Genomic DNA, 21,856 nt, shown 5'->3' on the forward strand with positions numbered 1-21,856 from the left:
GTCGTTGCACCCGATGGAGTTCCACTGGTTCCCGAAGAGAAGTTGATGAGGGTGTTGAAACTTCACAAGTCCTTCACCGCCGGGCTGTTCGTGGCCTGCGCGGCCCTGACCGCGTGCAGCGGTGGTTCGTCGCAGGACCACAGCATGCACGGCCAGAACGCCGGTGGTGACCAGGCCGGCGGTGGCATGCCGATGAACATGGGTGACCCGAACGCCACGCCCGCCAAGGACGTGGCAGGTGCGCAGCTGCGCAGCGGTGCCTTCACGCTGCTGCCGACGCGCCCGCCGGGCCACGAGCAGGCCGCGGGCACCGCGTGGCTGGCGATCCACCCGGGCGGCACCACCGCCACGCTGGAGATGACCGGTCTCGCGCCGGGCACGAAGTACATGGCCCACCTGCACGCCAAGCCGTGCTCCGAAGAGGACGGCGGCGGTCACTTCCAGTTCGACCCGGCCGGCCCCGAGATGCCGCCGAACGAGATCCACCTGGGCTTCGCCGCCGATGCCGGTGGACGCGGCTTCATGACCGCCGAGAACGAGAAGCCGGCCGAGGCCGCCAAGTCGCTCGTCGTGCACCCGGCAGAGTTCTCCGACAACCGCATCGCATGCGCCGATCTCTGAGCACCACCCTCGGTGCGGTCCTGACCGCGCTGCTGGCCCTGCTGGGCGCGGGCACCGCGCTCGCGCACAGCGGGCTGGACGCCGCGTCCCCCGGCCCCGGTGAAACCGCCAAGGCCGGGGTGGAGCGCATCGAGATGAACTTCGCAGGAGCCTTGGACGCGTCGCAACCCCCGCGCATCGAGGTCAAGGACCCCGCAGGGTCCGACCAGGTCTCGGGTGAGGTGGAGGTCGACGGCAACCGCGTGACCGTCCACATCGAAGCGCTGAAACCCGGTCTGCACACCGTGAAGTACCGGACCACCTTCGACGACGGCCACTCCACCGAGGGCGGCTACTACCTCAACGTCGCCCCGGGCCCGCCTGGCGAGTCCGACGGCGGCGGCTACACGTTCTGGCTGGCCGTCGGCGGCGGCGCGGTGATCGTCGTGCTGCTGATCGTGGTGATCGCCCTGATCCCCCGCCGCTCGAAGGCCGAGTAGCACCGAACGCACGTCGAGGGTCCCCTGCCCGGTGGGCAGGGGACCCTCGACTCGTCAGAGGTGCTTCTGGGCGAGGGTCCTGCCGAGGCGGGTGAGCAGGGGTGCCGGGTCGGCCATGCAGCGCTGCGGGTCGGGCTCGACGTCGAGGAGCGCGTAGGCGGCGTCGATGCCGGCCTCCGCGAGCCGTTCCCCGGTGAGGTCGCAGCGGCCCGCGACGGCCACGACCGGGATGCCCGCCTCGATGGCCCGCGCGGCAACGCCGGCCGGGGCCTTGCCGTGCAGGGTCTGCTCGTCGAGCGCTCCTTCGCCGGTGATGACCAACCCGGCGCCGTCGAGCCGGCGGTCGAAGTCGACGAGGTCGAGCACCACGTCCACCCCCGGCCGCATCGTCGCGCCCAGGGCGGCCAGGGCCGCGAAGCCGACGCCGCCTGCCGCGCCGGAACCGGGCTGGTCGGCTACGTCGAGACCGCCCGCGGCCACCACCGCCTGCGCGTAGCGGGCCAGCGCGGAGTCCAGCAGCTCCACCTGTTCCGGGTTCGCGCCCTTCTGCGGGCCGTACACGCGGGCAGCGCCGTGCGGACCGGTCAACGGGTTGTCCACATCGGACGCCAGGACGACCTCGACCTCGGCGATGCGGGGGTCCAACCCGGACAGGTCCACCTCGCCCACGTTGGCCAGCGGACCTCCCCCGGGCGCGACCGGGTTCCCGTTGACGTCCAGCACCCTCGCGCCGAGCACGGTGAGCAGACCAGCCCCGCCGTCGGTGCAGGCGCTGCCCCCGACACCGAGCACGATCCGCCGGGCACCGGTGCTGAGCGCGGCCAGCAGCGCCTCGCCGGTGCCGTCGCTGGACGCGCCGAGCGCGTCGAGGTCGTCGGGGTCCAGCAGCGCGAGACCGGACGCGGAGGCGAGTTCGACGACCGCCGTCTCACCGTCGTAGGCGATCTCGGTGTCGACCGGGTACCCGGTCGGGCCGCTCACCGGCACCGTCATCCGGGAGTACCCGGCGGCCAGCGCGGCGTCCACGGTGCCGTCACCGCCGTCGGCGACGGGCGCGAGCCGCACCTCCACGTCGGGGCGCTCCTCGCGCAGCCCTGCCGCGATCGCCCCGGCGACGTCCGGGGCCGTCAGGGTGCCTTTGAACTTGTCCGGTGCGATGAGGACGGGACCGGGCAACTGCAGCCTCCTAGGTTCAGCGCGAGATCCAGCCGAAGGCTTCGGTACTGGCGCCGCTGGGTTTGTACTCGAGTCCGATGTGGCCGGTGTAGCCGACCTCGTCGAGCTTGGCGAAGTAGTGCACGAAGTCGATCCTGCCGGTTCCGGGTTCCCCACGTCCCGGGGAGTCCGCGATCTGCACGTGGCCGATCGACTCCGGGCGTTCGTCGAGCACCACGTCCGGATCGTCTTCGTTGGTGACCAGGTGGTAGAGGTCGAGCAGCAGGCGGACGTTGTCCGCCCCGTCGGCTTCGCGCACCCGGTCGACGACGGCGAGCCCGTCGGCGGCGGTGCGGAGCGGGTAGTCCGGGATCCCGCTGACCGGCTCGACGAGCACGGTACCGCCGATCCGGGCGACGTCGCGGGCGGCGCGCACCAGGCTCGCGAGGGCGGCCTCGTCCTGCGCGCGCGGGTCCACGCCGTCGATGCGGTTGCCGTAGAGCGCGTTGAACGCGCGGCACCCCAACCGCTCGCCGATCTCGCAGAGCACGTCGATGTTGGCCGCGAACTGCCCGGCGCGGTCGGGATCGGACAGCACGCCGCGCTCACCGGCCACGAGGTCACCGCCGTAGAAGTTCAGCCCCACCAGCGAGACGCCGGCGTCGTCGATGGCGCGGATGAAGGCCTCCACGTCGGCCTCGGCGGGAACGGCGGAGTCGAAGGGCCACCAGAACTCCACCCGGTCGAACCCCGCGGCCTTGGCGGCGGCGGGACGTTCCAGCAGATCGAGCTCGGTGAACAGGATCGAGAGGTTGACGTCGAACCGGTCCGTGATCATCGGCTTCCCGTCTGGGTCGTGGTTGCGATCGGACGCTACCGTCTCGGGCAGGGAGGTCGGTCCATGATGCTGCGCGCAGAGTTCACCACGGAACCGTTCGAGGGCGAAGGGGAGCCGCCGGCGCACGCCGCGGCGGCCCGCGACTGCCTGCTGGCCGCGGGCCTGGACCCGGACTTCGGGCCGCTGGGCACGGCGATCAGCGCCGACCGGGAGCGGCTGCTGCCCGCGCTGGCGCAAGTGCTGGACAAGGCGCTGGAGGCGGGGGCCAGCCGGATCACCCTGCAGGTCACGGCCGAGGACGACCGGAGCTAGGCTGGTCGCGATGCACCCGCTGGCCAACGCGATCGCCCCGCTCCTGGAACACGTCGGTGGTACCGCCGTGCCCGTTGACCAGCGCAAACCCGGTGACATCGTGCTCTACTGGGAGGGTGCCCCGGCCATCGCCGTGCGCGTGCCGGGTGAAGAGCTCACCAGCGCGCTGGACCGGATGATCCGCGCGGTCGAGACCGAGCTGGGTGCCAGGCTGCCCGACCTCCCCCGCGCCGAGAAGCAGAAGGCGGTCCGGCTGCTGGAGGAGCGCGGGGCGTTCACCATGCGCAAGTCCGTCGAGTCGGTCGCGAAGGCCCTCGGCGTCAGCCGCTTCACGGTCTACAACTACCTCAACCGCGAGCAGGCGGACCGCTGATCTCACCTCCCCCCTCCGCTCACCTGGGTTTTTCAACAAACTGTTGACACCCCGTCGGGGCGGTCGTAGCTTCGTGCGCACCAAACCGGCTCTGCGGTCACCGAGGTCCCCCGGGACGATCGAGCCGGCATGTGAACCACTTCAGCGGAGAAGCGCATGGCTACGACCACCGGTGTGCAACGGCTCAACGACATGCCCAGGGCCGAACTCATCGACACCCTGCTGAGCTGCCTGGACATCACCCGCTGGGCAGCCGACATCGCCGACGCGCGCCCCTTCGCCGACGCCGACGCCGTGCAGGAGGCCGCTGCCGCGGCCGCTCCCGACCTCACCGACGCCGAGCTCGCCCAGGCCCTCGCCGCCCACCCCCGCATCGGCGAACGACCCGCGAACACCGGGCGCAGCGCCGAGTTCTCCCGCCGCGAGCAGGCCGGGGTGAGCGAGGGGCTCGCCGAGGAGCTGCGGGTGGCCAACCTGGAGTACGAACGCCGCTTCGGGCACGTCTACCTGGTGTGCGCCAGCGGCCGCAGCGGCGAAGAACTCCTGGAGGTCCTGCGTTCCCGGCTCGACAACGACCCCGACGACGAGCTGCGCGTCGTCGAATCCGAACTCCGCAAGATCGCTGCGCTGCGGCTGACAGGAGTGATCGAAGCATGAGCGCTGTGACCACCCACGTCCTCGACGCCGCCCAGGGCGCCCCGGCGGCCGGCGTCGCCGTCCGGCTCGAAACCGCCGACGGGACACCGCTGGCCGACGGGACCCCGGCGGCAACCGGCCGGACCGACGACGACGGCCGCTGCCGCGACCTCGGACCGGACCGCCTCGACGCGGGCGACTACCGGCTGACCTTCGACACCGGCGAGTACTTCGACCAGCAGGGCACCCCGACGTTCTACCCGCAGGTGTCGATCACCTTCCGCATCGCCGATCCCGGCCAGCACCACCACGTTCCACTGCTGCTGAGCCCGTTCGCCTACTCCACCTACCGAGGGAGCTGAATCATGGGCATCTCCATGGGCCCGAACCAGTACGGCAAGGCCGAGGTCCGCATCGTCACCGTGGACCGCTCGACACCACGGCACTCCATCAAGGACCTCAACGTCAGCAGCGCGCTGCGCGGCGACCTCGACGCGGCCCACCTCAGCGGCGACAACAGCAAGGTGCTGCCGACCGACACGCAGAAGAACACCGTCTACGCCTTCGCCAAGCAGCAGCCGATCGGCGAGATCGAGGACTTCGCGCTCCGGCTGGGCAGGCACTTCGTCTCCAGCGCCGAGGGCATCTCCGGCGCCCGCATCCTCGTCGAGGAGTACGGCTGGCAGCGGATCCCGGTCGAGGGCGCCGGCCACGGCCACTCGTTCTCCCGCACCGGCGACGAGAAGCGCACCACCGCCGTCACCATCGACGGCGACCAGGCGCACGTGGTGTCGGGTCTCGAAGACCTGGTCGTGCTCAAGTCGACCGGCTCGGAGTTCTGGGGGTACCCGAAGGACCAGTACACGACCCTGGCCGAGACCACCGACCGGATCCTCGCCACCGCGGTCACCGCCCGCTGGCGCTACCTGCACACCGACGTGGACTGGGCCAAGAGCTTCGAATCCGTCCGCGCCGCGATGCTCGAAGCCTTCGCCACCACGCACAGCTACGCGCTGCAGCAGACCCTCTACGAGATGGGCAAGGCCGCGCTCGAGAAGCACCCGGAGCTCGCCGAAGTCCGGCTCTCGCTGCCGAACAAGCACCACTTCCTCGTCGACCTCTCCCCCTTCGGCCTGGAGAACGACAACGAGGTCTTCTACGCCGCCGACCGCCCCTACGGCCTCATCGAAGGCGTGGTGCGCCGCGACGACGTCGAAGAAGCACCGATGGCCTGGTACTCCACCCCGGAGTTCTGATGTTCGTGTTGTGCTGCTCGCTCTGCTCAGCGGTGCGGGCAGCAGGACCTGGGCGGCTTCGCGGACTTCGTCCGCCGCTCCTCGAGCAGGCGAACACGCGGCGTCGCGGCGTACTCGCCACCAAGCCGCTCAGAACCTGCGGCGGTGCCGGCTGAGTCCCACACCTGCGGAAGCGGCTGCCCCCGCGGGCCGCCTCGAACCTGCAGCGGGGCCGGTTGAACCTCATACCTGAAGACGCGGCTGGTGCCCCTCACCGCTCGGACCTTGCGGCGGTGCCGGTTGCGTTCCGCACCTGACAGCGGTTCCGCCGCCACCTCACCTGCTGACGACATCTCCCGCACTGCTCGAACCCCCGCGCAGTGCTCCTCCGTCCACTGCGTCCAGAAGACCACTGTGGACTTTCACCTCGTTGAAACATGACGACAACTCAGGAAGAACGACTCGTGCCGATAGTGATCTAACACCTTGACCCAGCGGTTTGGGGAGCTGAAGACATGGCCAGAACCGACACACCCAGCACCGTGCACCCGGTCGACGAAGTCCTGCCGCCCACCCGGCTGGTCGCCTTCGGCGTCCAGCACGTCGCCGCGATGTACGCGGGTGTGGTGGCACCCCCGCTGATCGTCGGCGAGGCCATCGGCCTCGCACCGCTGCAGATGACGTTGCTCATCGGCGCGAGCCTGTTCACCGCCGGCATCGCCACCGCGCTGCAAGCCCTGGGCGTGTGGAAGATCGGCGCCCGCATGCCGTTCGTCAACGGCGTGACGTTCGGATCCGTCGCGCCGATCCTCGCGATCGTCGCCCAGCAGAGCGGGTCGCAGAACCCGCTGTCGGTCGTCTACGGATCGGTGCTGATCGCCGGGGTGCTGGCGTTCCTGGCCGCGCCGTACTTCTCGCGCCTGGTGCGCTTCTTCCCGCCGGTGGTCAACGGCACGGTGATCACCCTGATCGGGCTCTCCCTGATGCCGGTGGCGATCAAGTGGATCGCCGGGCAGGACAGCGACGCCCCCGACTACGCGGCACCGCAGAAGGTGCTGCTCGGCGCGATCACCTTCGTGCTGGTGCTGCTGTTCAACCGCTTCCTCACCGGCTTCCTGAACCGGATCGCGCTGCTCATCGGCCTGCTCGTGGGCACGCTGATCGCCTGGCCGATGGGGCTGATCGACACCAGCACCTTCGAATCGGCGCCGCTGTTCAACCTCCCCCTCCCCTTCCAGCTCGGGGCGCCGGCGTTCAGCCTCACCGCCACGCTCTCCATCTGCATCGTGATGCTCGTGGCGATGATGGAGAGCACCGCCGACATGATCGCGCTCGGCGAGATCGTGGACCGGCCCGCCGACGAGAAGACCATCGCCGCCGGTCTCCGCGCCGACGGCGCGGGCAGCGCCCTGTCGGCCGTCTTCGGCGGCTTCACCTGCAGCGCTTTCGCCCAGAACATCGGCCTGGTCGCGCTGACCGGCGTGCGCAGCCGGTTCGTGGTCGCCACCGGCGGCGGAGTGCTGGTGCTGCTGGGCCTGTTCCCGGTGGCGGGCGCGGTCGTCTCGCTCGTCCCGCAGCCGGTGCTCGGCGGCGCCGCGCTGGTGCTGTTCGGGTCGGTGGCCACCAGCGGCATCCGCACGCTGGGCACGGCGGGCCTCGGCGACCCGCAGCACGCGCTCATCGTGGCCGGAGCGCTCGGTCTCGGGCTGATCCCGGTCGTGGCCCCGTCGTTCTACGACAACTTCCCCGAAGCGCTGCAGACCGTCCTCGACTCCGGCATCAGCACCGGGTGCATCGCGGCCCTGCTGCTGAACCTGCTGTTCTCGAAGCGGCCCGCACCGCAACCGTCGTGATCCTCGCACTCCCCTCGAACTGACCGAAGTGGAACGACCGACTTCCGCATTGCTCCAGCAGACGGAACCCACCTCGGTGATCGGACCCAATCACCGTTGCGCGGGAAACCAAGTCCGCCCGGGCTCGTTGATCCACCAAACGCCGCTCCAACCCATGGGAGTCGCAATGCGGATGCGGACTCTGATCACCACGAGCCTGGTCGGCTTGTCGCTGGTGGCAACACAAGCGAGCGCCGGCGCCGCCGCCGGCGACCCGCTCACCGAGAAGCAGTGGGGCCTGCAGCAGTTGCACGCCCCCGAAGCCTGGGCCAGCAGCACCGGTTCCGGGCAGACCATCGCCGTGGTAGACACCGGCGTCGACCTCGGGCATCCCGAGTTCAGCGGGAAGCTCGTCCCGGGCGCCACCTTCACCTGCGGCGGCGCTCCGGCGCCGTGCGGGAACGGTGACTGGACCGGCGCCGACGGCGTCGGGCAGCAACCCGACGTGCACGGCACGCACGTCGCCGGCATCGCGGCCGCGGCCGCGGGCAACGGCGTTGGTGGCGCCGGCGTCGCGCCGGACGCCAACATCATGCCGATCAAGGCTCTGGAGAACGGCTCCGGCACGTTCGAGGAGATCGGGGCGGGCGTGCGCTACGCCGCTGATCACGGCGCGAACGTGATCAACCTGAGCCTGGGCGCACAGCCCGGGATCCAGGTCCTGACCCTGCTGGGCGTGCAGTCGGCGACCAAGGACGCCATCGCCTACGCCCGGGAGAAGGGGGTGGTCGTGGTGGCCTCGGCGGGCAACGAGACCGCGCCGCTGTGCGACACCCCGTCCTGGGAGCAGGGCGCGCTGTGCGTGGCCGCCACCGACGCCGACGAGATGCACTCGGTGTACTCCAATCTCGGCGTCAAGCTCAACCTGCGTGCCGTGTCGGCACCGGGCGGTTCATCGCTGCGCGACTGCGACGGCGACGTGTGGTCCAGCGTCCCGCGCGGAATGGGCAAGCCGGAGTGCGGACAAGCCGACTACGACGCCCTCGCGGGGACGTCGATGGCCGCCCCGCAGGTCGCCGGGGTCGCCGCGCTGCTCGGTGCGCAGGGGCGTGATGCCGCGGGCATCGAGGACGCGCTGATCTCCACGGCCCGGACCCCGCTCCTCGGTCTGCGCGGGGTCTACACCCCGCTGTACGGCCACGGGATCGTCGACGCCGCTGCTGCGGTGGCGTCCCAGGGCTGATCTCCCCGTCGAACCGCGGCTGGTAGTAGCTCCCGCTATTACCAGCCGCGGTTCTTCATCCACTGCGCCCAGTGCTTTTTCATCGACAAAACGGTCGCATCTGCCACTCGATCTACGGAACAATGGTCCGTTGGGTTGCCTCGAGCAGCCCGAATGATCATGAAACTTCGGGAGTGTGCAGTGGACCTTTCCAAGCTGTTCCAGATGGTCTCCCCGGCGAAGCAGCACCATTCGCGCGGTAGCAGCGACCACCGCCGCCGCAGGCACGACAGCTCCGACCACCACCGCCGCCGCCGCGACAGCAGCAGCGACCACCGCCGCTACCGCCGCGACAGCAGCGACGACCACCGCCGCCGCCACCGCAGCCACAGCTGATCCCGCGGTGTTGATCGATTCGTTGACCTCGTCCTACTACTACGGCGAGCCGGAGCAGAGCTGGGGAACACCCGGGGCGCCGCTGGCGCCCGGTGACACCCTCGCCTCCGGGTACCGGGTCGTCGACCACCTCAGGCGGGGCAGTCGGCTCGACGTCTACGACGTGTGGAGCGAACAGCGCTCCTGCCGCTGCATCGCCAAGACGATCCGGCCCGAACGCGCCACCGACGAGCGCGCGATCGGCTGGCTGCGCAACGAGGGCGTGCTGCTCACCCAGCTCACCCACCCGCACCTGGTGCGCGGGTACGAGATCGTGCGCAGCGTCGAGCCCGAGCGTCCGGTGGTGATCACCGAGACGCTCCCCGGCCACACCCTCGGCTACCTGATCGGTGACCTGGGCAAGCTGCGGCCGGTCGACGCCGCGGTGCTCGGCATCCAACTCTGCTCCGTGCTGGGTTACCTGCACGGGCACGGGTGGGTGCACCTGGACGTGAAACCGTCCAACGTGGTCGAGATCGGCGGTCGTGCGGTACTGCTGGACCTGAGCCTGGTGTGCCGGATCGGCGAGAAGAGCTCGGCGGGCACCTTCGACTACCTCTCCCCGGAGCAGGCCCGCGGCGAACGCATGTCACCCGCGGCCGACGTCTGGGGACTGGGCGTGACGCTCTACGAGGCCCTGTCGGGCACCACCCCGTGGGCTTCGGCCTCGCACCGCGAGCGCACCACCGGCGGCGGACGCCACTACCCGCAGCGCGACGAGCCGGCCGCACCGCTGCGCACCCACCGGCGGCTCCCCGCGGCCCTCTCGCGCACCGTCGACGCCTGCCTGGCCCCGGACCCCAAGGCGCGCCCGACCATCGCGGAGGTCTCCGCCAAGCTCGTCGAATGGTCCGGCATGGACCCCCAGTCAGCAGGGACGTGAGCCTGTTCAGCGCTCACCCTGCTCAGCCGCGCCGTTGTCCCCCGGTGTGGGGCTCAGCCGGCAGCGCCGCAGGTTCCGAGCGGCTTCGTGGCGAGCACGCCGCGAAGCCGCGAACAAGCGCCCATCAGGAGTGGCGCACGGAGCCGGTCAGGTTCGACCGCACCGCCACGCTGACCGGGTCCTGGAAGAGGGTGAACGGCGGCGGAAGGCGATCGCGCAGGCCACGATGGCCGTCGCCAGGGCGAGCTGGCCGCCCCAGACGATGCGGTTCACGCTGACGGCGGGGTGCCAGGTGACGGTGCCGTCGCCCTTGACGGAGAACGCGCCGATGACCCGCGCCTGCACTCCGCCACCGCCACCGTTCTCGCCGTTCTGGCCGCTCCAGCCGCCACCGAACTGCACCTCGCCGACCGGGACGAGCGTGGTGTCGCCTTCCCGCACCGCCTCACCGAAGATCTCGTAGTCCCCGAGCCTGTCCTTGAGCTTGTCGAGCGCGTCCTGCTCCATCATCGGTCCCTTCGCGTGACGTCCGCCGACAGTCTCCTACGACCCCGGCACCGCACGCTCGACAACGCCCCGATCCCGCCCACAGCACGAAACACCCTCGGATCCCGAGGCCCGGGCTCGGTTCCCACCCCCCCGAAGACGGGTGGGGGGAGTTCCCACCGGAACTTCCCCCACCACAGCGCCACGGTCCCTCGGCTCAGAAACGGATGACCTGGCGCATGGCTCGACCAGAAGCGAGTTCGTCCATGGCTCGGTTGATCTCGTCCAGCCCGATCGTGCCGGAGACGAGCTCGTCGACGGGGAGCTTCCCGGCGCGCCACAGCTCGGCGTACTCCGGGATGTCCTGCTGCGGCAAGCCCGACCCCAGGAACGACCCGATGATCGTGCGGGTCTCGCTGACCAGCGCCAACGGCGAGATGCTGGCACGCGCGCCGGGCGAGGGCAGGCCGACCGAGACCGTGCGCCCGGCGGGCGCGGTCACCTGCACGGCGGTCTCGAAGGCGCTCGCGTTGCCGCTGGCGTCGATCACCACCGCGCTGCTGTGGCCGATGTCGACGGCCTCATCCGGCCGGAGCGCCTTGGTCGCACCCAGCTCCAAGCCCCGCTCGCGCTTGCCCTCGAGCGGGTCGACGACGGTGACGCTGCCCGCGCCGAGGGCCTTCGCGACCAGGACTGCGGCCATGCCGACGCCGCCGATGCCGACGACGGTGACGTCCTCGCCGGGTCGCAGCGCGGCGGCGTTCTTGACCGCGCCACCTCCGGTCAGCACGGCGCAGCCGAGCAGCGCGCCGATCTCCGGCGGCACGTCGTCGGGCACCGGCACCACGGAGTGCCGGTCGACGATCGCGTGCGTGGCGAACCCGGAAACCCCGCAGTGGTGGTGCACCTCGCGCCCACCCCAGCTCAGCCGGCGTTCCCCGGACAGGAGGGTCCCGGCGCCGTTCGCGGCCCAGCCCGGTGTGCACAGCCTTGTGCCACCGGCCTGGCAGGCCTCGCACTCCTCGCACCGCGGTACGAAGAACAGGACGACGCGCTCACCGGCGGCGACATCGGTCACCCCGGGACCGACCCGTTCCACCCGGCCGCAGGCCTCATGGCCCAGCAGCATCGGCACCGGCCGCGTCCGGTTGCCGTCCACAACGGACAGATCGGAGTGGCAGACCCCGGCGGCCTCCATCCGCACCAGCAGTTCGCCCGGCCCGGGCTCGTCCAACTCGACTTCGGTGACCGCAAGCGGTTCGGTCGCCTCCCACGGCCCCGAACGACCGCACTCCTGCAGCACCGCACCACGGATTTCCATGCACACGCTCCTTCCGCCCCCATCCCTGCACACCGAACCGGTGCGGACAACCCCCGAGGGCTACGCGAGCGGCAGCGGAGTGACCGGTGTGATGTGCGACGCGTGGACGACGACGTCGACGCACTCGACCACGGGGCCCGCATCGAGGCGGAAGTCCCGGTCGCGCTCCGGGTCGTACCGCGGTCCGATCACACGGGTCCGCAGCGGACGCGTCAGCCACTCCGCCGCCGACCGCGGGACCTCGGCCGGCGGCGGCAACTCCAGGACCGCCACCTCGTACGGCACGTCGGCGAACGCGTGCTCGGCGAAGTCCTGCGGGGGATGCGGGACGGGGAACGGTGCCGAGCCCGATCCCACGGTCAGCGCGGCGACGCCGTAGCCGGCTCCGAGCTCGGCCCGCATGATCCCGCCCGCGTTGCGGTGGGTCTCCGCGGGCAGCACGGTGCGCGGGTCACCGGCGATCACGTGGGCGGTACCGCCCCAGTGCACGATCCTCTGCCCGGTCTCGGCGTACCAGGCGAGGTTGCTCTCGGCCAGGTGGGCCTCGATCTCGGTGAGGTTCCCGGGCGGGGTGCGGGGCGTGCGGTCGTGCACCACCGAGACCGGGTCCTCCGGGTACGCCTCGTTCCACTCCCGCAGCCACCGGACCACGGCCAGCGCCTCGTGCACGCGCAGGAAGACCTGGCTGGCGGCGAGCAGCGCGGCGGGATCACCCTCACCGCTGCGGACGAACCGGTCGAGCGCCGGCGCCGTCTCGGTGGTGCCCTCGATGGTCACCGCCCGGAAACCGGCCTGCTCGACGAGCGCACGCAGCAGGACGTGCGTGGCCAGCACCAGCTCGCGCGCCGAGCGCACGGACGAAGCCAGACCGGCGATCGTGGCCTGTGCCAGCGGTTCCGGAGGCCTCGTCGGCGGGTTGCCGGAGTCGAGCCGCAGCGGTCGTGCCTGCGAGGCGATCCAACCGCGGAGTTCGGGCGAAGAGCTCATGCGGTCACCTCCACGACCGCGGCGACGTCCGACCACCACGGCCGTACCTCGCACCACGCGTGAGAACCTCGGACCTCCCCGCACGACCGCACCTGTGCGCCCATGCCCACCTCCCTCGGTCGAGTCTGCGGCAACGCTAGAACGTCAAGCGAACTGGAGGTCAACACCGAGGTCGTTCACGGCGTGGGGCTCAGCCGACACCGTCGCTCGTGGCGTGAGCCTCGACGACCACGGCGGTGACGTTGTCGTCGGCGTCGGCCTCGAGCGCCGCCTCGACCAGGTCCTCGCAGAGCTGCTGGGGCTCGGCACCGGTGCTCAGCACGGCCGTGAGCTCGTCGGTGTTCTGGGCGTTGTACAGCCCGTCGGTGCACAGCAGCAGGCGGTCGCCCGGCTTGACCGACACGCCGGCGTGGTCGAACTCGACCTCCGGACCGACTCCGATCGCCCTGGTCAGCACGTGCCGGTGCGGGTGGTCGCGGGCCTGCTCGGGGGTGATCTGGTGGGCGCGCAGCAGTTCGGCGGGCACCGTGTGGTCCTGGGTCAGCTGCTCCAGGCGCTCGTCGCGCAGCCGGTACAGGCGGGAGTCGCCGACGTTGAGCACCACCGGTCCCGCGTCGCTGGTCATCGCCAGCGCCACCACCGTGGTTCCCATCGACGTCCCCTCGGAGTTGGCGCGCGACCAGACCGCCTCGTTGGCCTGCCGCGCGGCGTCGAGCAGGCCGGCCATCGACCGGTCGGCGGCGAAGGCCTCGCCCAGGGTGTCGAGGGCAAGCCTGCTGGCCACATCACCGCCGGTGTAACCGCCGATGCCGTCGGCCACCGCGTACAGCCCCTCCGCGACGAGCGTGGCGTCCTGATTGCTCTCCCGTCCTCCGGTGTGCGTGCTGGATCCGGACGTGAGTGTGCTGGTCACAGCGGTTCCCTTCCTAGCTGGGGCTGCTGGTGCGATCTCGGCGAGCAGGGCCGCGCGGGCCTCCGCCAGCGCTTTGCGGCGTGCGTCGGCGGACTCCACGATCTCGCGGTCCCAGCGCTCCCACTGCTCAGCACTCGGCTCGGCGAAGTAGCGCGCGATGTCGTCGATCGGGATGTCGGCCTTCCGCAGCAGGGCGATGACGCGCGCCCGGTGGCGCTGGCGGGTCGAGTAGTAGCGGTACCCGGACCAGGCGTCGACCGCCTCGGGCAGCAACAGCCCGACGGCGGCGTAGGAACGCAGCATCTTCGCGGACAGCCCGCACTGCGCCGAGAACTCCCCGATGCTCAGCAGCTCGTTCACGCCACGAGCATGAGCCTTGACCGCGGGTAAGAGTCAACAACACGCGGAGATCCCGGAAATCCGAGGCGAGAACCGCTGTGATCGCTGCGGTTCCCGCCCCGGACGTGATCAGAGGCGACCGAGGGAGCGGAGGTCCGCTTCGCCGAGGCCGGTGAGCGCCTTGACCTCGTCGGCGTCGGTGGCTCCGTTGTCGAGGGCGCGGACGAAGGAGGCCGCCAGGGCGCGGGCCGTGGCGGGTTCGTCGAGGACCTCGGCGGACCCGCTGCCGGTGTAGGCGGCGAGTCGGGCCGCCTCCGCGGGGGCCGAGTCGCGGAAGGCCGCGAAGACCGCGGCGTAGCGGGTCACCAGTTGGGCCGGGTGCAGGTCCCACCCCTGGTAGAAGCCGTGCGCCAGCGAGCGCCGCACGAGCTCGTAGTGGGTCTGCCAGCCCCGGACGACCTGGTCACCGACGGGCAGCACGTTGGTGGAGCCGTCGGAGAGGAACACGCCGGTACCGGCCGCGGCCACCTGCATGGCGTGCCGGGCGTAGTCGCAAGCGCGGTGCGCGAGGTGCTGGTGCGCAGCGGTGAGGCCGCAGGAGGCCGTGTAGTCGTAGGTGCCGAAGTGCAGTCCGGTGACCCGTCCCGCGCCTGCGCGCAGGAAGCGCGGCAGCGCGAACCGGCCCTCGGAGTCCACGATGGACTGGGTGGTCTCGACCTGGATCTCGAAGCGCAGTGCCCCCTGGCCGAGCTCGAACCGCTGCTCCAGCAGTTCGAGGATCTCCACGAAGACCTCGACCTGCGCCACGTCGACGACCTTCGGGAAGGTCAGCACGAACCCGTCCGGCACGCCCCCGGTGTGCGCCAGCAGCGCGGTCAGGAACACGTCCAGCGTGCGCACCGAGCGCTCGCGCAGTGCGGGTGTGTCGTAGGACTTCACGCGGAGTCCGAAGTTCGCCGGCGCCACGCCGTCGCGCAGCCAGTCGGCGACCACCCCGGCGGTGCGGACCGCGTCGTCGTCCTCGGCGTCGGCCCGGTAGCCGTCCTCGAAGTCGATCCGCAGGTCCTGCACGGGAGATCCGGTTAGCTTGGCCCGCACCCTGGGGTGCACGGCCTCGGCGATCTCGGAGGTCAGCCCCAAGATCTCGGCCATCCGGGAAGGGGTGGCGGCGTGCTCGTCGAGCACCGCCAGGGCCTCACCGGCCCAGTCCCGCAGGACGTGCGCGCCGACCCGGTCCGCGGGCACGTAGCAGGTGTGCACCGGTTGCAGGTCCGAGCGAGCACCCGGGTACGTCCGGGCCACGTGCTCGTCCACTTCGGACAGACGAGCGAGCCGGCGAGCGACGTCCGCGGGGTCTAACGAGGTTCCGGCCAACTTGCACCCTCCCTGAGAACTGTTCACGACGATGCGGCGAAGCCGCTGCTGCGGTGGAACATCCCGCACCGCAACGGGTTCCGGGCGGCTTCGTGGCGAGTGCACCGCGACGCCGCGCAGTTGACGAGCACGAGGAGTGGCGCACGGCGTGCGCGGGGGCACCGGCCGAGCCGGCGCCCCCGCGACGACGGCCTCAGTCGATCTGCTCGTAGGCGGGCAGGGTCAGGAAGTCGACGAAGTCGTCGGCCACCGCGACCTGCTCGAACAGCTCGATGGCGCGGGAGAGGTTCTCGGTGGGGAAACCGGCCTCCGCGCGCAGCGCCTTCTCCGTGTCGGCCAGGGTCTCCCGCACCAGCTCCAGGGTGACCGTCTGGCCGTTGGACAGCTGCACGTTGTTGTGCAGCCACTGCCAGATCTGCGAACGCGAGATCTCGGCGGTCGCGGCGTCCTCCATCAGGTTGTGGATCGCCGCCGCACCGTTGCCGCCGAGCCAGGACACGATGTAGCGGACGCCGACGTCCACCGCACCGCGCAGGCCCTCGATGGTCTTCTCACCCGGGGTCTCCGACACCGCGAGCAGCTGGTCGGCGGTGACGTTGACGTCCTCGCGCTTGCGGTCGATCTGGTTCGGCTTGTCGCCGAGGACCGCGTCGAACTCCTCGTAGCAGATCGGGACCAGGCCGGGGTGCGCCACCCAGGAACCGTCGAAGCCGTCGCCGGCCTCGCGCTTCTTGTCGGCGTGGACCTTCTCCATCGCCGCGGCGTTGGAGTCGTCCTTGGTCGGGATGAACGCGGCCATGCCGCCGATGGCGAACGCACCGCGCTTGTGGCAGGTGCGCACCAGCAGCTCGGTGTAGGCGCGCATGAACGGCGCGGTCATGGTCACCGCGTTGCGGTCCGGCAGGACGTACTTGTCGGAGTCGCGGAAGGTCTTGATGACGCTGAACAGGTAGTCCCAGCGTCCGGCGTTGAGACCGGCGGAGTGGTCGCGCAGCTCGTAGAGGATCTCCTCCATCTCGAACGCGGCCGGGTAGGTCTCGATCAGCACGGTGGCGCGCACCGAGCCGTGCGGGATGCCCAGCTCCTGCTGCGCGTAGGTGAACACGTCGTTCCACAGCCGCGCTTCGAGGTGGCTCTCCATCTTCGGCAGGTAGAAGTACGGGCCGCTGCCGCGGTTGAGGAGCTCCTGGGCGTTGTGGAAGAAGTGCAGGCCGAAGTCGACCAGCGCGCCCACGACCGGCTTGCCGTCGACCTCGAGGTGCTTCTCGTCGAAGTGCCAGCCGCGCGGACGCACCAGCGGCACCGCGTGGGTGACGTCATCGCGCAACGTGTAGGACTTGCCGCCCGGGACGTGCAGCTCGATCTGCTTGCGGACGAGGTCGTGGAGGTTGACCTGGCCGCCGACGACGTTCTCCCAGTGCGGGGTGTTGGCGTCCTCGAGGTCGGCCAGCCAGACCTTCGCGCCGGAGTTCAGCGCGTTGATGGCCATCTTGCGGTCGGTGGGACCGGTGATCTCCACGCGGCGGTCGGCGATGTCGGCCGGCGGCTCGGCGACCTGCCAGTCGCCCTCGCGGATGTGCTTGGTCTCCTCCAGGAAGTCCAGGCGACCCTTCTCCGCGGCCTCCGCACGACGCTGCTTGCGGCGCTCGAGGAGCTCATCGCGCCGCGCACCGAAGGCGCGCTGCAGCTTGGCCACGAACTGCAGCGCCTCGGCGGTGAGGATCTCGTCGCCGCGCTCGACGGCGCCGCCGAGGACCTTCACACCTGCCGTTTCGGACATGAATCGTCCACCTCTTTCTGCTGCCGGATTTCAGACGGTGGCTGAGGGCTCACCTTGCCGCGTGACGAGCCGTCGCGCACGTGCGAGCGCGGCCGCCACTGGCGAAGAACATCCACATGAAATTCTGCATCGTGGATGTTAGTTTCCACATAGCGCGAAAAGCAACATGAGCTTGCGCACGCGCCACGAACTAGACTTCGGCTGGATCCAGGAGAGGGAGTTCTGCGATGACGACTGGCCCACGGCGGGCGAACCAGGGCGGAGGGGTGCAGTCCGTCGAGCGCACCTTCGAGCTCCTGGAGCTGATGGCCGATGCCGGCGGCGAAGTCACCCTGTCCGAGCTCGCCGAGAGGTCCGGACTGCCGCTGCCGACCATCCACCGCATCATCAGGACCCTCGTGAACAGCGGTTACGCCCGGCAGCAGCCGTCGCGGCGGTACGCGCTCGGGCCGCGGTTGATCCGCCTCGGCGAGACCGCCAGCCGGGCGCTGGGTTCCTGGGCGCGGCCGTACCTCGCCGAGCTGACCGAGGTCACCGGCGAGTCGGCGAACATGGCCGTCCTCGACGGCGAGCAGATCGTCTACGTCGCCCAGGTCCCCTCACCGCACTCGATGCGGATGTTCACCGAAGTGGGTCGCCGCGTCGACGCCCACGCCACGGCCGTCGGCAAGGCGGTCATGGCGACCATGCCCTCGGACGAGGTCACCCAACTCCTGTCGCGCACGGCGATGAACCCGCAGACCGAGCGCACCATCACCGACGTCGAGGCCATGCAGGAGGAGCTCGGCCGCATCCGCGAGCAGGGCTACGCGATCGACGACGGCGAGCAGGAGGTCGGCGTCCGCTGCTACGCGGTCGCGGTCCCCGGCGCCCCGGCTGGCGCGGGCATCTCCATCTCCGGCCCCGAAGGCCGCATGACGCGCATCGCCACCGACGAGGTCATCCCGCTCATGCAGCGGCTTGCCAAGGACCTCTCCGCCGAGCTCAGCGCCACCGCCTGACCCCTCGTCCGGCGATGTCCGAAGTGGAGCTCCGCCGACGGCGGAACCACCAGACCAGGCCGACCACCACGGCGGCGAGGGCCACCAGCGGCAGGCCCAGCAGACCCACCGCGGCCTGGACCTGAGCGTAGGCGTCGCCGGAGAAGGCGCCGAGCAGCGTCAGGCCGGTGCCCCAGCAGATCCCCACCGGTGTGTTGCAGGCCGTGAAGTGCAGGCGGCGCATGCCGCAGCGGGCGGCCAACCGCGGGACGAGGGTCCGCACGACAGCGAAGCACTGGCAGAGCGCGGTGGTCGGCCCGGCCCGCCCGTCCAGCGCGGACTCGATCCGCGCCAGGCGTGCCTCGCCCACCCGCTCGACCAGGCGCCGGTTCAGCGCGCCGGGGTGGGCACCGCGGAAGTAGCCGTGCTGGCACCCGGCGATCGTGGCCGCCGAGGCGACCAGCGCCGCCGCCCAGACGGGCAAGGCGCCGTTCCCGGCCAACCAGCCCAGCGCCAGCACCGTGCCCGACCCGGGCAGGACGACACCGATCAGCAGCCCGGACTCGGCGAACAGCACCACCGCGGCGATCGCGAGCGCGAGCAGGCCGGGGAAGCCCGCCAGGAACTCCGTCACCCGGTGAGCTCGCCGAGCCGCTCCAGCCAGCCCTCGCCGTGCGGTTCCAGGGTGAGCTCCCGGACGTCGTCATCCCGGCGGCGCAGCCGCACCACGAGGTGGGTGTCGGAGAGCTGGTCGGCCAGGCCCTCGCCCCACTCCACCACCACGGCGGCCTCGGTGAGGTCGGTGTCCAGGTCGAGGTCGTCGATCTCCTCGAGCCCGCCGAGCCGGTAGGCGTCGACGTGCACCAGCGCGAGACCGCCGGTCTCGGGCTCGTGCACGCGGGCGATGACGAACGTCGGCGAGGTGATCCGGCCGGTCACACCCATGCCCGCCGCGATGCCGCGGGTCAGCACGGTCTTGCCGGCGCCCAGCGGCCCGTCGAGCAGCAGCAGGTCACCGGCCCGCAGCAGGGCACCGAGCCGGCGGCCGACCTCGAGGGTGTCGGACTCCTGCGGCAGTTGCAGGGTCTTCAGCGCGGCGCTCAACTTCCGGTCCCCTTCGTGAACTTCATCCCGGTGGCGCGCCGCAGCAGCGCCACGATCTCGTTGGTGACCAGCTCGGGCCGTTCCAGCATCACCGGGTGCCCGGCACCCTCGACCTTCACCAGCGTCGAGTTCGGCAGTTCCCCGGCGAGCACCTCGGCGTGCGGGGAGAACGGCGTGAGCTTGTCGACGTCGCCGCTGAGCACCAGCACCTCGCAGGTCTTCAGCGCCGCCAGCGCGCGCTTGCGGTCGTGCAGGGTGAACGTCTCCAGGAAGTCGGTGACGACCTCCACGCTGGTGGCCCCGATCATCTCGGCCATCAGGTCGACCACGGCCGGCGGCACCTTGCGATCACCGAAGGACAGCGCGCGGATGATCGTCCACGTCAGCCGGTCGCCCATCTTGCGGGTGCGCTCGACGAGGCCCGGGTTGAGCTCGGACAGCAGCGCGAGACCGCGCGGCACGGGGTTCGCGCTCGACAGCCAGGTGCGCGGCAGTCCCGCTTGGCCGAGCTGACCGGCGGAGGTGCCGATGAGGCCCACCGCGCGGACCCGCTCGGCGAACAGCCGGGGGTTCTGCTCGGCCAGCGCCATGATCGTCATGCCGCCCATCGAGTGGCCGACCAGCGCGACCGGACCGCGCGGCGCAGCGGCGCGCAGCACCGCGTCGAGGTCGCGGCCCAGCTGCTCGATGGTGCTGTTCTTCTTGCTGGAGTGACCGGAACGACCGTGGCTGCGGTGGTCGTACTGCACCAGCCGCACCTTCGGCCCGAGCAGGCCGGGCAGGTCGCGGCGCTGGAAGTGCCAGCAGCGGGAGTCGAGCGCGAAGCCGTGCACCAGCACGACCGTCAGCGCGGGGTCCCCACCCGCGGCAGGCCCGATCTCCTCCACCGACAGCGGTACACCGTCGTCGGCGGCGACGGTCGAGTGCCGGTCCGGTCGCAACCTGCCGAGCGGCTCCTCGACGAAAGCTTCGTCACCCTTGCGCTGCACGGCGGCGCGCGTGCTGTGCGCGGCCACGCCGACGGCGGCGCCGGTGATCGCGGCCCCGATCACCCCGCTCGTCCAGGCCAGTGCCTGCCACACCGGTCTCACGTCGCCTCCACTCGGCTCCGGCGGCGGAACGTGAAGATCGTTCCAGAACGTGACCCCGGTTGCACACCGTTCTGTGCGCAGCGCCCCACACGGACGCCGCGACGCGGTGCCGAGGGCCGCGCTGCGGTCATGACTCCTCCGCTTCGGAGTCCACGACCGTGCGGGTCACCCGCGGCCGGTACATGCCGCTGACGATCTCGTAGTGGATGGTGCCGAGCTTGTCGGCCCACTCGGCGGCGGTCGGCTCGCCCCGGTCACCGGCACCGAAGACGATCACCTCGTCACCTTCCGAGACCTCGTCGTCGCCGCAGTCCACGACCAGCTGGTCCATGCACACCCGGCCGCGCACCGGCCGGCGGCGTCCCGCCAGCCACACGTCCATCCGACCGGAGAGGCTGCGCGGCACGCCGTCGGCGTAGCCGACCGGCACCACCGCCAGGTTCGTGGCGCGCTCCGCGGTCCAGGAGTGCCCGTAGGACACGCTCTCGCCCGCGGGGACCCGCTTGGTCAGCGAGACCGAGGACCGGAAGGTCATGGCCGGGCGCAGGTCGTGGTCGCCGGCCTGCGGCACCGGGTCCAACCCGTAGACGGCGATGCCCGGCCGGACCAGCTCGAAGTGCAGGTCGGGGCGGGTGAGCACGGCGGCGGAGTTGGCCAGGTGCCGGATCGGGTCGAGCCCGGCCGCCCGCGCCTGCTCGTGGGCGCGCTGGAAGCGCTCGGCCTGCATGTCGATCGAGGGGTGGCCCGGTTCGTCGGCGCAGGCCAAGTGGGACCAGATGGCCTCGACGCGGACGTGCCCGGCGGCCTCGGCCTTCGCCGCGGCCTCGACCAGGGCGGGCCACAGGTCGGCTGGGCAACCGCTGCGCGCCAAGCCGGTGTCGATCTTGAGGTGCACCCGGGCGACGCGGTCCTGCTCGGCGGCGGCCGCCGCGATGCGGGCCAGCGTGGCCTGCGACGACGCCGAGAGCTCGATGTCGGCGGCGACCGCGGGGCCGAAGTCGTCGTGCTCGGTGAACAACCAGCACAGCACCGGCGCGGTGATCCCGGCCTCGCGGAGCTGCAGCGCCTCGCTGAGAGCGGCGACACCCAACTGGTCGGCGCCGGCCCGCAGGGCAGCTCGAGCGACGGTGAGGGCACCGTGCCCGTAGCCGTCGGACTTCACGATGACCATCGTCCGCGCGCCGGAGGCGGCGGCCCGGCCAGCGAGCACCCGGACGTTGTGGCGGAGGGCGTCGACGTCGATCCGCAGGTCGGCGCGGTACACGTGCTGGTCACTCATGGCCTGGTCATGGTCCCACATCCACCATCCCACCCTTCGCCCGCCGTACTCTTTTCGCAGCTCAACGCACTGGAGGGACGACCGGCGCCGCCGGTGTCCACGCCACGCCCCACCATCGTGTGGAAGTTGCGCCCCTTTCGCGCGCGATGTCCTCCCCGTCACGACCCCGAGGTGCGCCCAG

24 protein-coding genes are annotated in these 21,856 nt (G+C 71.2%); 12 read left to right on the forward strand and 12 right to left on the reverse strand.

From position 1 onward, the window contains the following. The first annotated feature begins 51 nt into the window (after nucleotides 1–51). Entirely contained in the window at nucleotides 52–621 is a 570-nt protein-coding gene (locus EIL87_RS24805) for a superoxide dismutase family protein (RefSeq protein WP_125092990.1), read from the forward strand. Then, on the forward strand, nucleotides 606–1,100 hold the full coding sequence (locus EIL87_RS24810; RefSeq protein ID WP_125092991.1) for a copper resistance CopC family protein: 495 nt from the start codon (nucleotides 606–608) through the stop codon (nucleotides 1,098–1,100). The genes EIL87_RS24805 and EIL87_RS24810 overlap by 16 nt, the downstream gene beginning before the upstream one ends. A 54-nt stretch (nucleotides 1,101–1,154) precedes the next feature. Here EIL87_RS24810 and EIL87_RS24815 read toward each other — a convergent pair whose 3' ends face one another. After that, entirely contained in the window at nucleotides 1,155–2,282 is a 1,128-nt protein-coding gene (locus EIL87_RS24815; protein ID WP_407690580.1) for a glycerate kinase, read from the reverse strand. 10 nt (nucleotides 2,283–2,292) lie between these two features. Next, a complete protein-coding gene (locus EIL87_RS24820) occupies nucleotides 2,293–3,093 on the reverse strand; it encodes a hydroxypyruvate isomerase family protein (RefSeq protein WP_199740602.1) in 801 nt (266 codons plus the stop codon). 63 nt (nucleotides 3,094–3,156) lie between these two features. Here EIL87_RS24820 and EIL87_RS24825 point away from each other — a divergent pair, with 63 nt between their 5' ends. The 9 genes from EIL87_RS24825 (at nucleotide 3,157) to EIL87_RS24865 (ending at nucleotide 10,021) form a co-directional block, all read left to right on the forward strand. Next, nucleotides 3,157–3,405, forward strand: coding sequence for a thiamine-binding protein (locus EIL87_RS24825; protein ID WP_125092993.1), 249 nt, complete (start codon nucleotides 3,157–3,159; stop codon nucleotides 3,403–3,405). 10 nt (nucleotides 3,406–3,415) lie between these two features. After that, a complete protein-coding gene (locus EIL87_RS24830; RefSeq protein WP_125092994.1) occupies nucleotides 3,416–3,778 on the forward strand; it encodes a helix-turn-helix domain-containing protein in 363 nt (120 codons plus the stop codon). Nucleotides 3,779–3,934: 156 nt separating this feature from the next. Next, nucleotides 3,935–4,435, forward strand: a complete 501-nt coding sequence (gene uraD / locus EIL87_RS24835) for a 2-oxo-4-hydroxy-4-carboxy-5-ureidoimidazoline decarboxylase (protein ID WP_125092995.1) — start codon at nucleotides 3,935–3,937, stop codon at nucleotides 4,433–4,435. Further along, nucleotides 4,432–4,776: a hydroxyisourate hydrolase gene (gene uraH / locus EIL87_RS24840; RefSeq protein ID WP_125092996.1), complete on the forward strand. Its 345-nt coding sequence runs from the start codon at nucleotides 4,432–4,434 to the stop codon at nucleotides 4,774–4,776. The genes uraD and uraH overlap by 4 nt, the downstream gene beginning before the upstream one ends. A 3-nt stretch (nucleotides 4,777–4,779) precedes the next feature. After that, nucleotides 4,780–5,670 (forward strand): factor-independent urate hydroxylase, encoded by an 891-nt coding sequence (gene pucL / locus EIL87_RS24845; RefSeq protein ID WP_125092997.1) that lies wholly within the window; start codon nucleotides 4,780–4,782, stop codon nucleotides 5,668–5,670. 494 nt (nucleotides 5,671–6,164) lie between these two features. Further along, on the forward strand, nucleotides 6,165–7,502 hold the full coding sequence (locus tag EIL87_RS24850) for a nucleobase:cation symporter-2 family protein (RefSeq protein ID WP_158628693.1): 1,338 nt from the start codon (nucleotides 6,165–6,167) through the stop codon (nucleotides 7,500–7,502). A 166-nt stretch (nucleotides 7,503–7,668) separates the two neighbouring features. Beyond that, on the forward strand, nucleotides 7,669–8,724 hold the full coding sequence (locus tag EIL87_RS24855; RefSeq protein WP_125092998.1) for a S8 family serine peptidase: 1,056 nt from the start codon (nucleotides 7,669–7,671) through the stop codon (nucleotides 8,722–8,724). Nucleotides 8,725–8,904: 180 nt separating this feature from the next. Continuing rightward, complete coding sequence (locus EIL87_RS24860) at nucleotides 8,905–9,099, forward strand: hypothetical protein (protein ID WP_125092999.1); 195 nt, start codon at nucleotides 8,905–8,907, stop codon at nucleotides 9,097–9,099. Nucleotides 9,100–9,106: 7 nt separating this feature from the next. Beyond that, nucleotides 9,107–10,021 (forward strand): serine/threonine-protein kinase, encoded by a 915-nt coding sequence (locus EIL87_RS24865; protein WP_125093000.1) that lies wholly within the window; start codon nucleotides 9,107–9,109, stop codon nucleotides 10,019–10,021. Nucleotides 10,022–10,168: 147 nt separating this feature from the next. On the opposite strand, the gene EIL87_RS24870 is transcribed toward EIL87_RS24865, so the two are convergent. The 6 genes from EIL87_RS24870 to aceB form a co-directional block, all read right to left on the reverse strand. Further along, on the reverse strand, nucleotides 10,169–10,531 hold the full coding sequence (locus EIL87_RS24870; RefSeq protein WP_125093001.1) for a hypothetical protein: 363 nt from the start codon (nucleotides 10,529–10,531) through the stop codon (nucleotides 10,169–10,171). 193 nt (nucleotides 10,532–10,724) lie between these two features. Next, a complete protein-coding gene (locus EIL87_RS24875) occupies nucleotides 10,725–11,828 on the reverse strand; it encodes an alcohol dehydrogenase catalytic domain-containing protein (RefSeq protein ID WP_125093002.1) in 1,104 nt (367 codons plus the stop codon). 60 nt (nucleotides 11,829–11,888) lie between these two features. Beyond that, a complete protein-coding gene (locus tag EIL87_RS24880; RefSeq protein WP_125093003.1) occupies nucleotides 11,889–12,815 on the reverse strand; it encodes an erythromycin esterase family protein in 927 nt (308 codons plus the stop codon). A gap of 190 nt (nucleotides 12,816–13,005) precedes the next feature. Further along, the gene (locus EIL87_RS24885; protein WP_125093004.1) at nucleotides 13,006–14,088 is read right to left on the reverse strand and encodes a protein phosphatase 2C domain-containing protein; all 1,083 of its coding nucleotides are present in this window, start codon (nucleotides 14,086–14,088) and stop codon (nucleotides 13,006–13,008) included. Between the two features lie 108 nt (nucleotides 14,089–14,196). Further along, a complete protein-coding gene (locus EIL87_RS24890; protein ID WP_233576569.1) occupies nucleotides 14,197–15,381 on the reverse strand; it encodes a DUF6986 family protein in 1,185 nt (394 codons plus the stop codon). Between the two features lie 253 nt (nucleotides 15,382–15,634). Continuing rightward, entirely contained in the window at nucleotides 15,635–17,221 is a 1,587-nt protein-coding gene (aceB, locus tag EIL87_RS24895; RefSeq protein WP_125093006.1) for a malate synthase A, read from the reverse strand. Between the two features lie 227 nt (nucleotides 17,222–17,448). Between aceB and EIL87_RS24900 the strand changes: the two genes are divergently transcribed. Beyond that, on the forward strand, nucleotides 17,449–18,222 hold the full coding sequence (locus EIL87_RS24900; RefSeq protein ID WP_125093007.1) for an IclR family transcriptional regulator: 774 nt from the start codon (nucleotides 17,449–17,451) through the stop codon (nucleotides 18,220–18,222). Here EIL87_RS24900 and EIL87_RS24905 read toward each other — a convergent pair. The 4 genes from EIL87_RS24905 to alr form a co-directional block, all read right to left on the reverse strand. Next, complete coding sequence (locus tag EIL87_RS24905; protein WP_125093008.1) at nucleotides 18,206–18,835, reverse strand: DedA family protein; 630 nt, start codon at nucleotides 18,833–18,835, stop codon at nucleotides 18,206–18,208. The genes EIL87_RS24900 and EIL87_RS24905 overlap by 17 nt on opposite strands. Next, on the reverse strand, nucleotides 18,832–19,305 hold the full coding sequence (gene tsaE / locus EIL87_RS24910; protein ID WP_233576576.1) for a tRNA (adenosine(37)-N6)-threonylcarbamoyltransferase complex ATPase subunit type 1 TsaE: 474 nt from the start codon (nucleotides 19,303–19,305) through the stop codon (nucleotides 18,832–18,834). The genes EIL87_RS24905 and tsaE overlap by 4 nt, the downstream gene beginning before the upstream one ends. After that, entirely contained in the window at nucleotides 19,302–20,396 is a 1,095-nt protein-coding gene (locus EIL87_RS24915) for an alpha/beta fold hydrolase (RefSeq protein ID WP_125093009.1), read from the reverse strand. Before EIL87_RS24915 ends, tsaE begins: the two co-directional genes overlap by 4 nt. A gap of 127 nt (nucleotides 20,397–20,523) precedes the next feature. Continuing rightward, a complete protein-coding gene (gene alr, locus EIL87_RS24920; protein ID WP_125093010.1) occupies nucleotides 20,524–21,675 on the reverse strand; it encodes an alanine racemase in 1,152 nt (383 codons plus the stop codon). Nucleotides 21,676–21,856: the final 181 nt, after the last annotated feature.

It is taken from the genome of Saccharopolyspora rhizosphaerae, from assembly GCF_003931915.1.
GTDB lineage: Bacteria > Actinomycetota > Actinomycetes > Mycobacteriales > Pseudonocardiaceae > Saccharopolyspora > Saccharopolyspora rhizosphaerae.

Coding starts and splice junctions, on each gene's coding strand:
- EIL87_RS24830 (WP_125092994.1), top strand. CDS start 3,416: ATGCACCCGCTGGCCAACGCGATCGCCCCGCTCCTGGAACACGTCGGT.
- EIL87_RS24850 (WP_158628693.1), top strand. CDS start 6,165: ATGGCCAGAACCGACACACCCAGCACCGTGCACCCGGTCGACGAAGTC.
- pucL (WP_125092997.1), top strand. CDS start 4,780: ATGGGCATCTCCATGGGCCCGAACCAGTACGGCAAGGCCGAGGTCCGC.
- aceB (WP_125093006.1), bottom strand. CDS start 17,221: ATGTCCGAAACGGCAGGTGTGAAGGTCCTCGGCGGCGCCGTCGAGCGC.
- uraD (WP_125092995.1), top strand. CDS start 3,935: ATGGCTACGACCACCGGTGTGCAACGGCTCAACGACATGCCCAGGGCC.
- EIL87_RS24855 (WP_125092998.1), top strand. CDS start 7,669: ATGCGGATGCGGACTCTGATCACCACGAGCCTGGTCGGCTTGTCGCTG.
- EIL87_RS24870 (WP_125093001.1), bottom strand. CDS start 10,531: ATGATGGAGCAGGACGCGCTCGACAAGCTCAAGGACAGGCTCGGGGAC.
- uraH (WP_125092996.1), top strand. CDS start 4,432: ATGAGCGCTGTGACCACCCACGTCCTCGACGCCGCCCAGGGCGCCCCG.
- alr (WP_125093010.1), bottom strand. CDS start 21,675: ATGAGTGACCAGCACGTGTACCGCGCCGACCTGCGGATCGACGTCGAC.
- EIL87_RS24900 (WP_125093007.1), top strand. CDS start 17,449: ATGACGACTGGCCCACGGCGGGCGAACCAGGGCGGAGGGGTGCAGTCC.
- EIL87_RS24810 (WP_125092991.1), top strand. CDS start 606: ATGCGCCGATCTCTGAGCACCACCCTCGGTGCGGTCCTGACCGCGCTG.
- EIL87_RS24875 (WP_125093002.1), bottom strand. CDS start 11,828: ATGGAAATCCGTGGTGCGGTGCTGCAGGAGTGCGGTCGTTCGGGGCCG.
- EIL87_RS24880 (WP_125093003.1), bottom strand. CDS start 12,815: ATGAGCTCTTCGCCCGAACTCCGCGGTTGGATCGCCTCGCAGGCACGA.
- EIL87_RS24825 (WP_125092993.1), top strand. CDS start 3,157: ATGATGCTGCGCGCAGAGTTCACCACGGAACCGTTCGAGGGCGAAGGG.
- EIL87_RS24820 (WP_199740602.1), bottom strand. CDS start 3,093: ATGATCACGGACCGGTTCGACGTCAACCTCTCGATCCTGTTCACCGAG.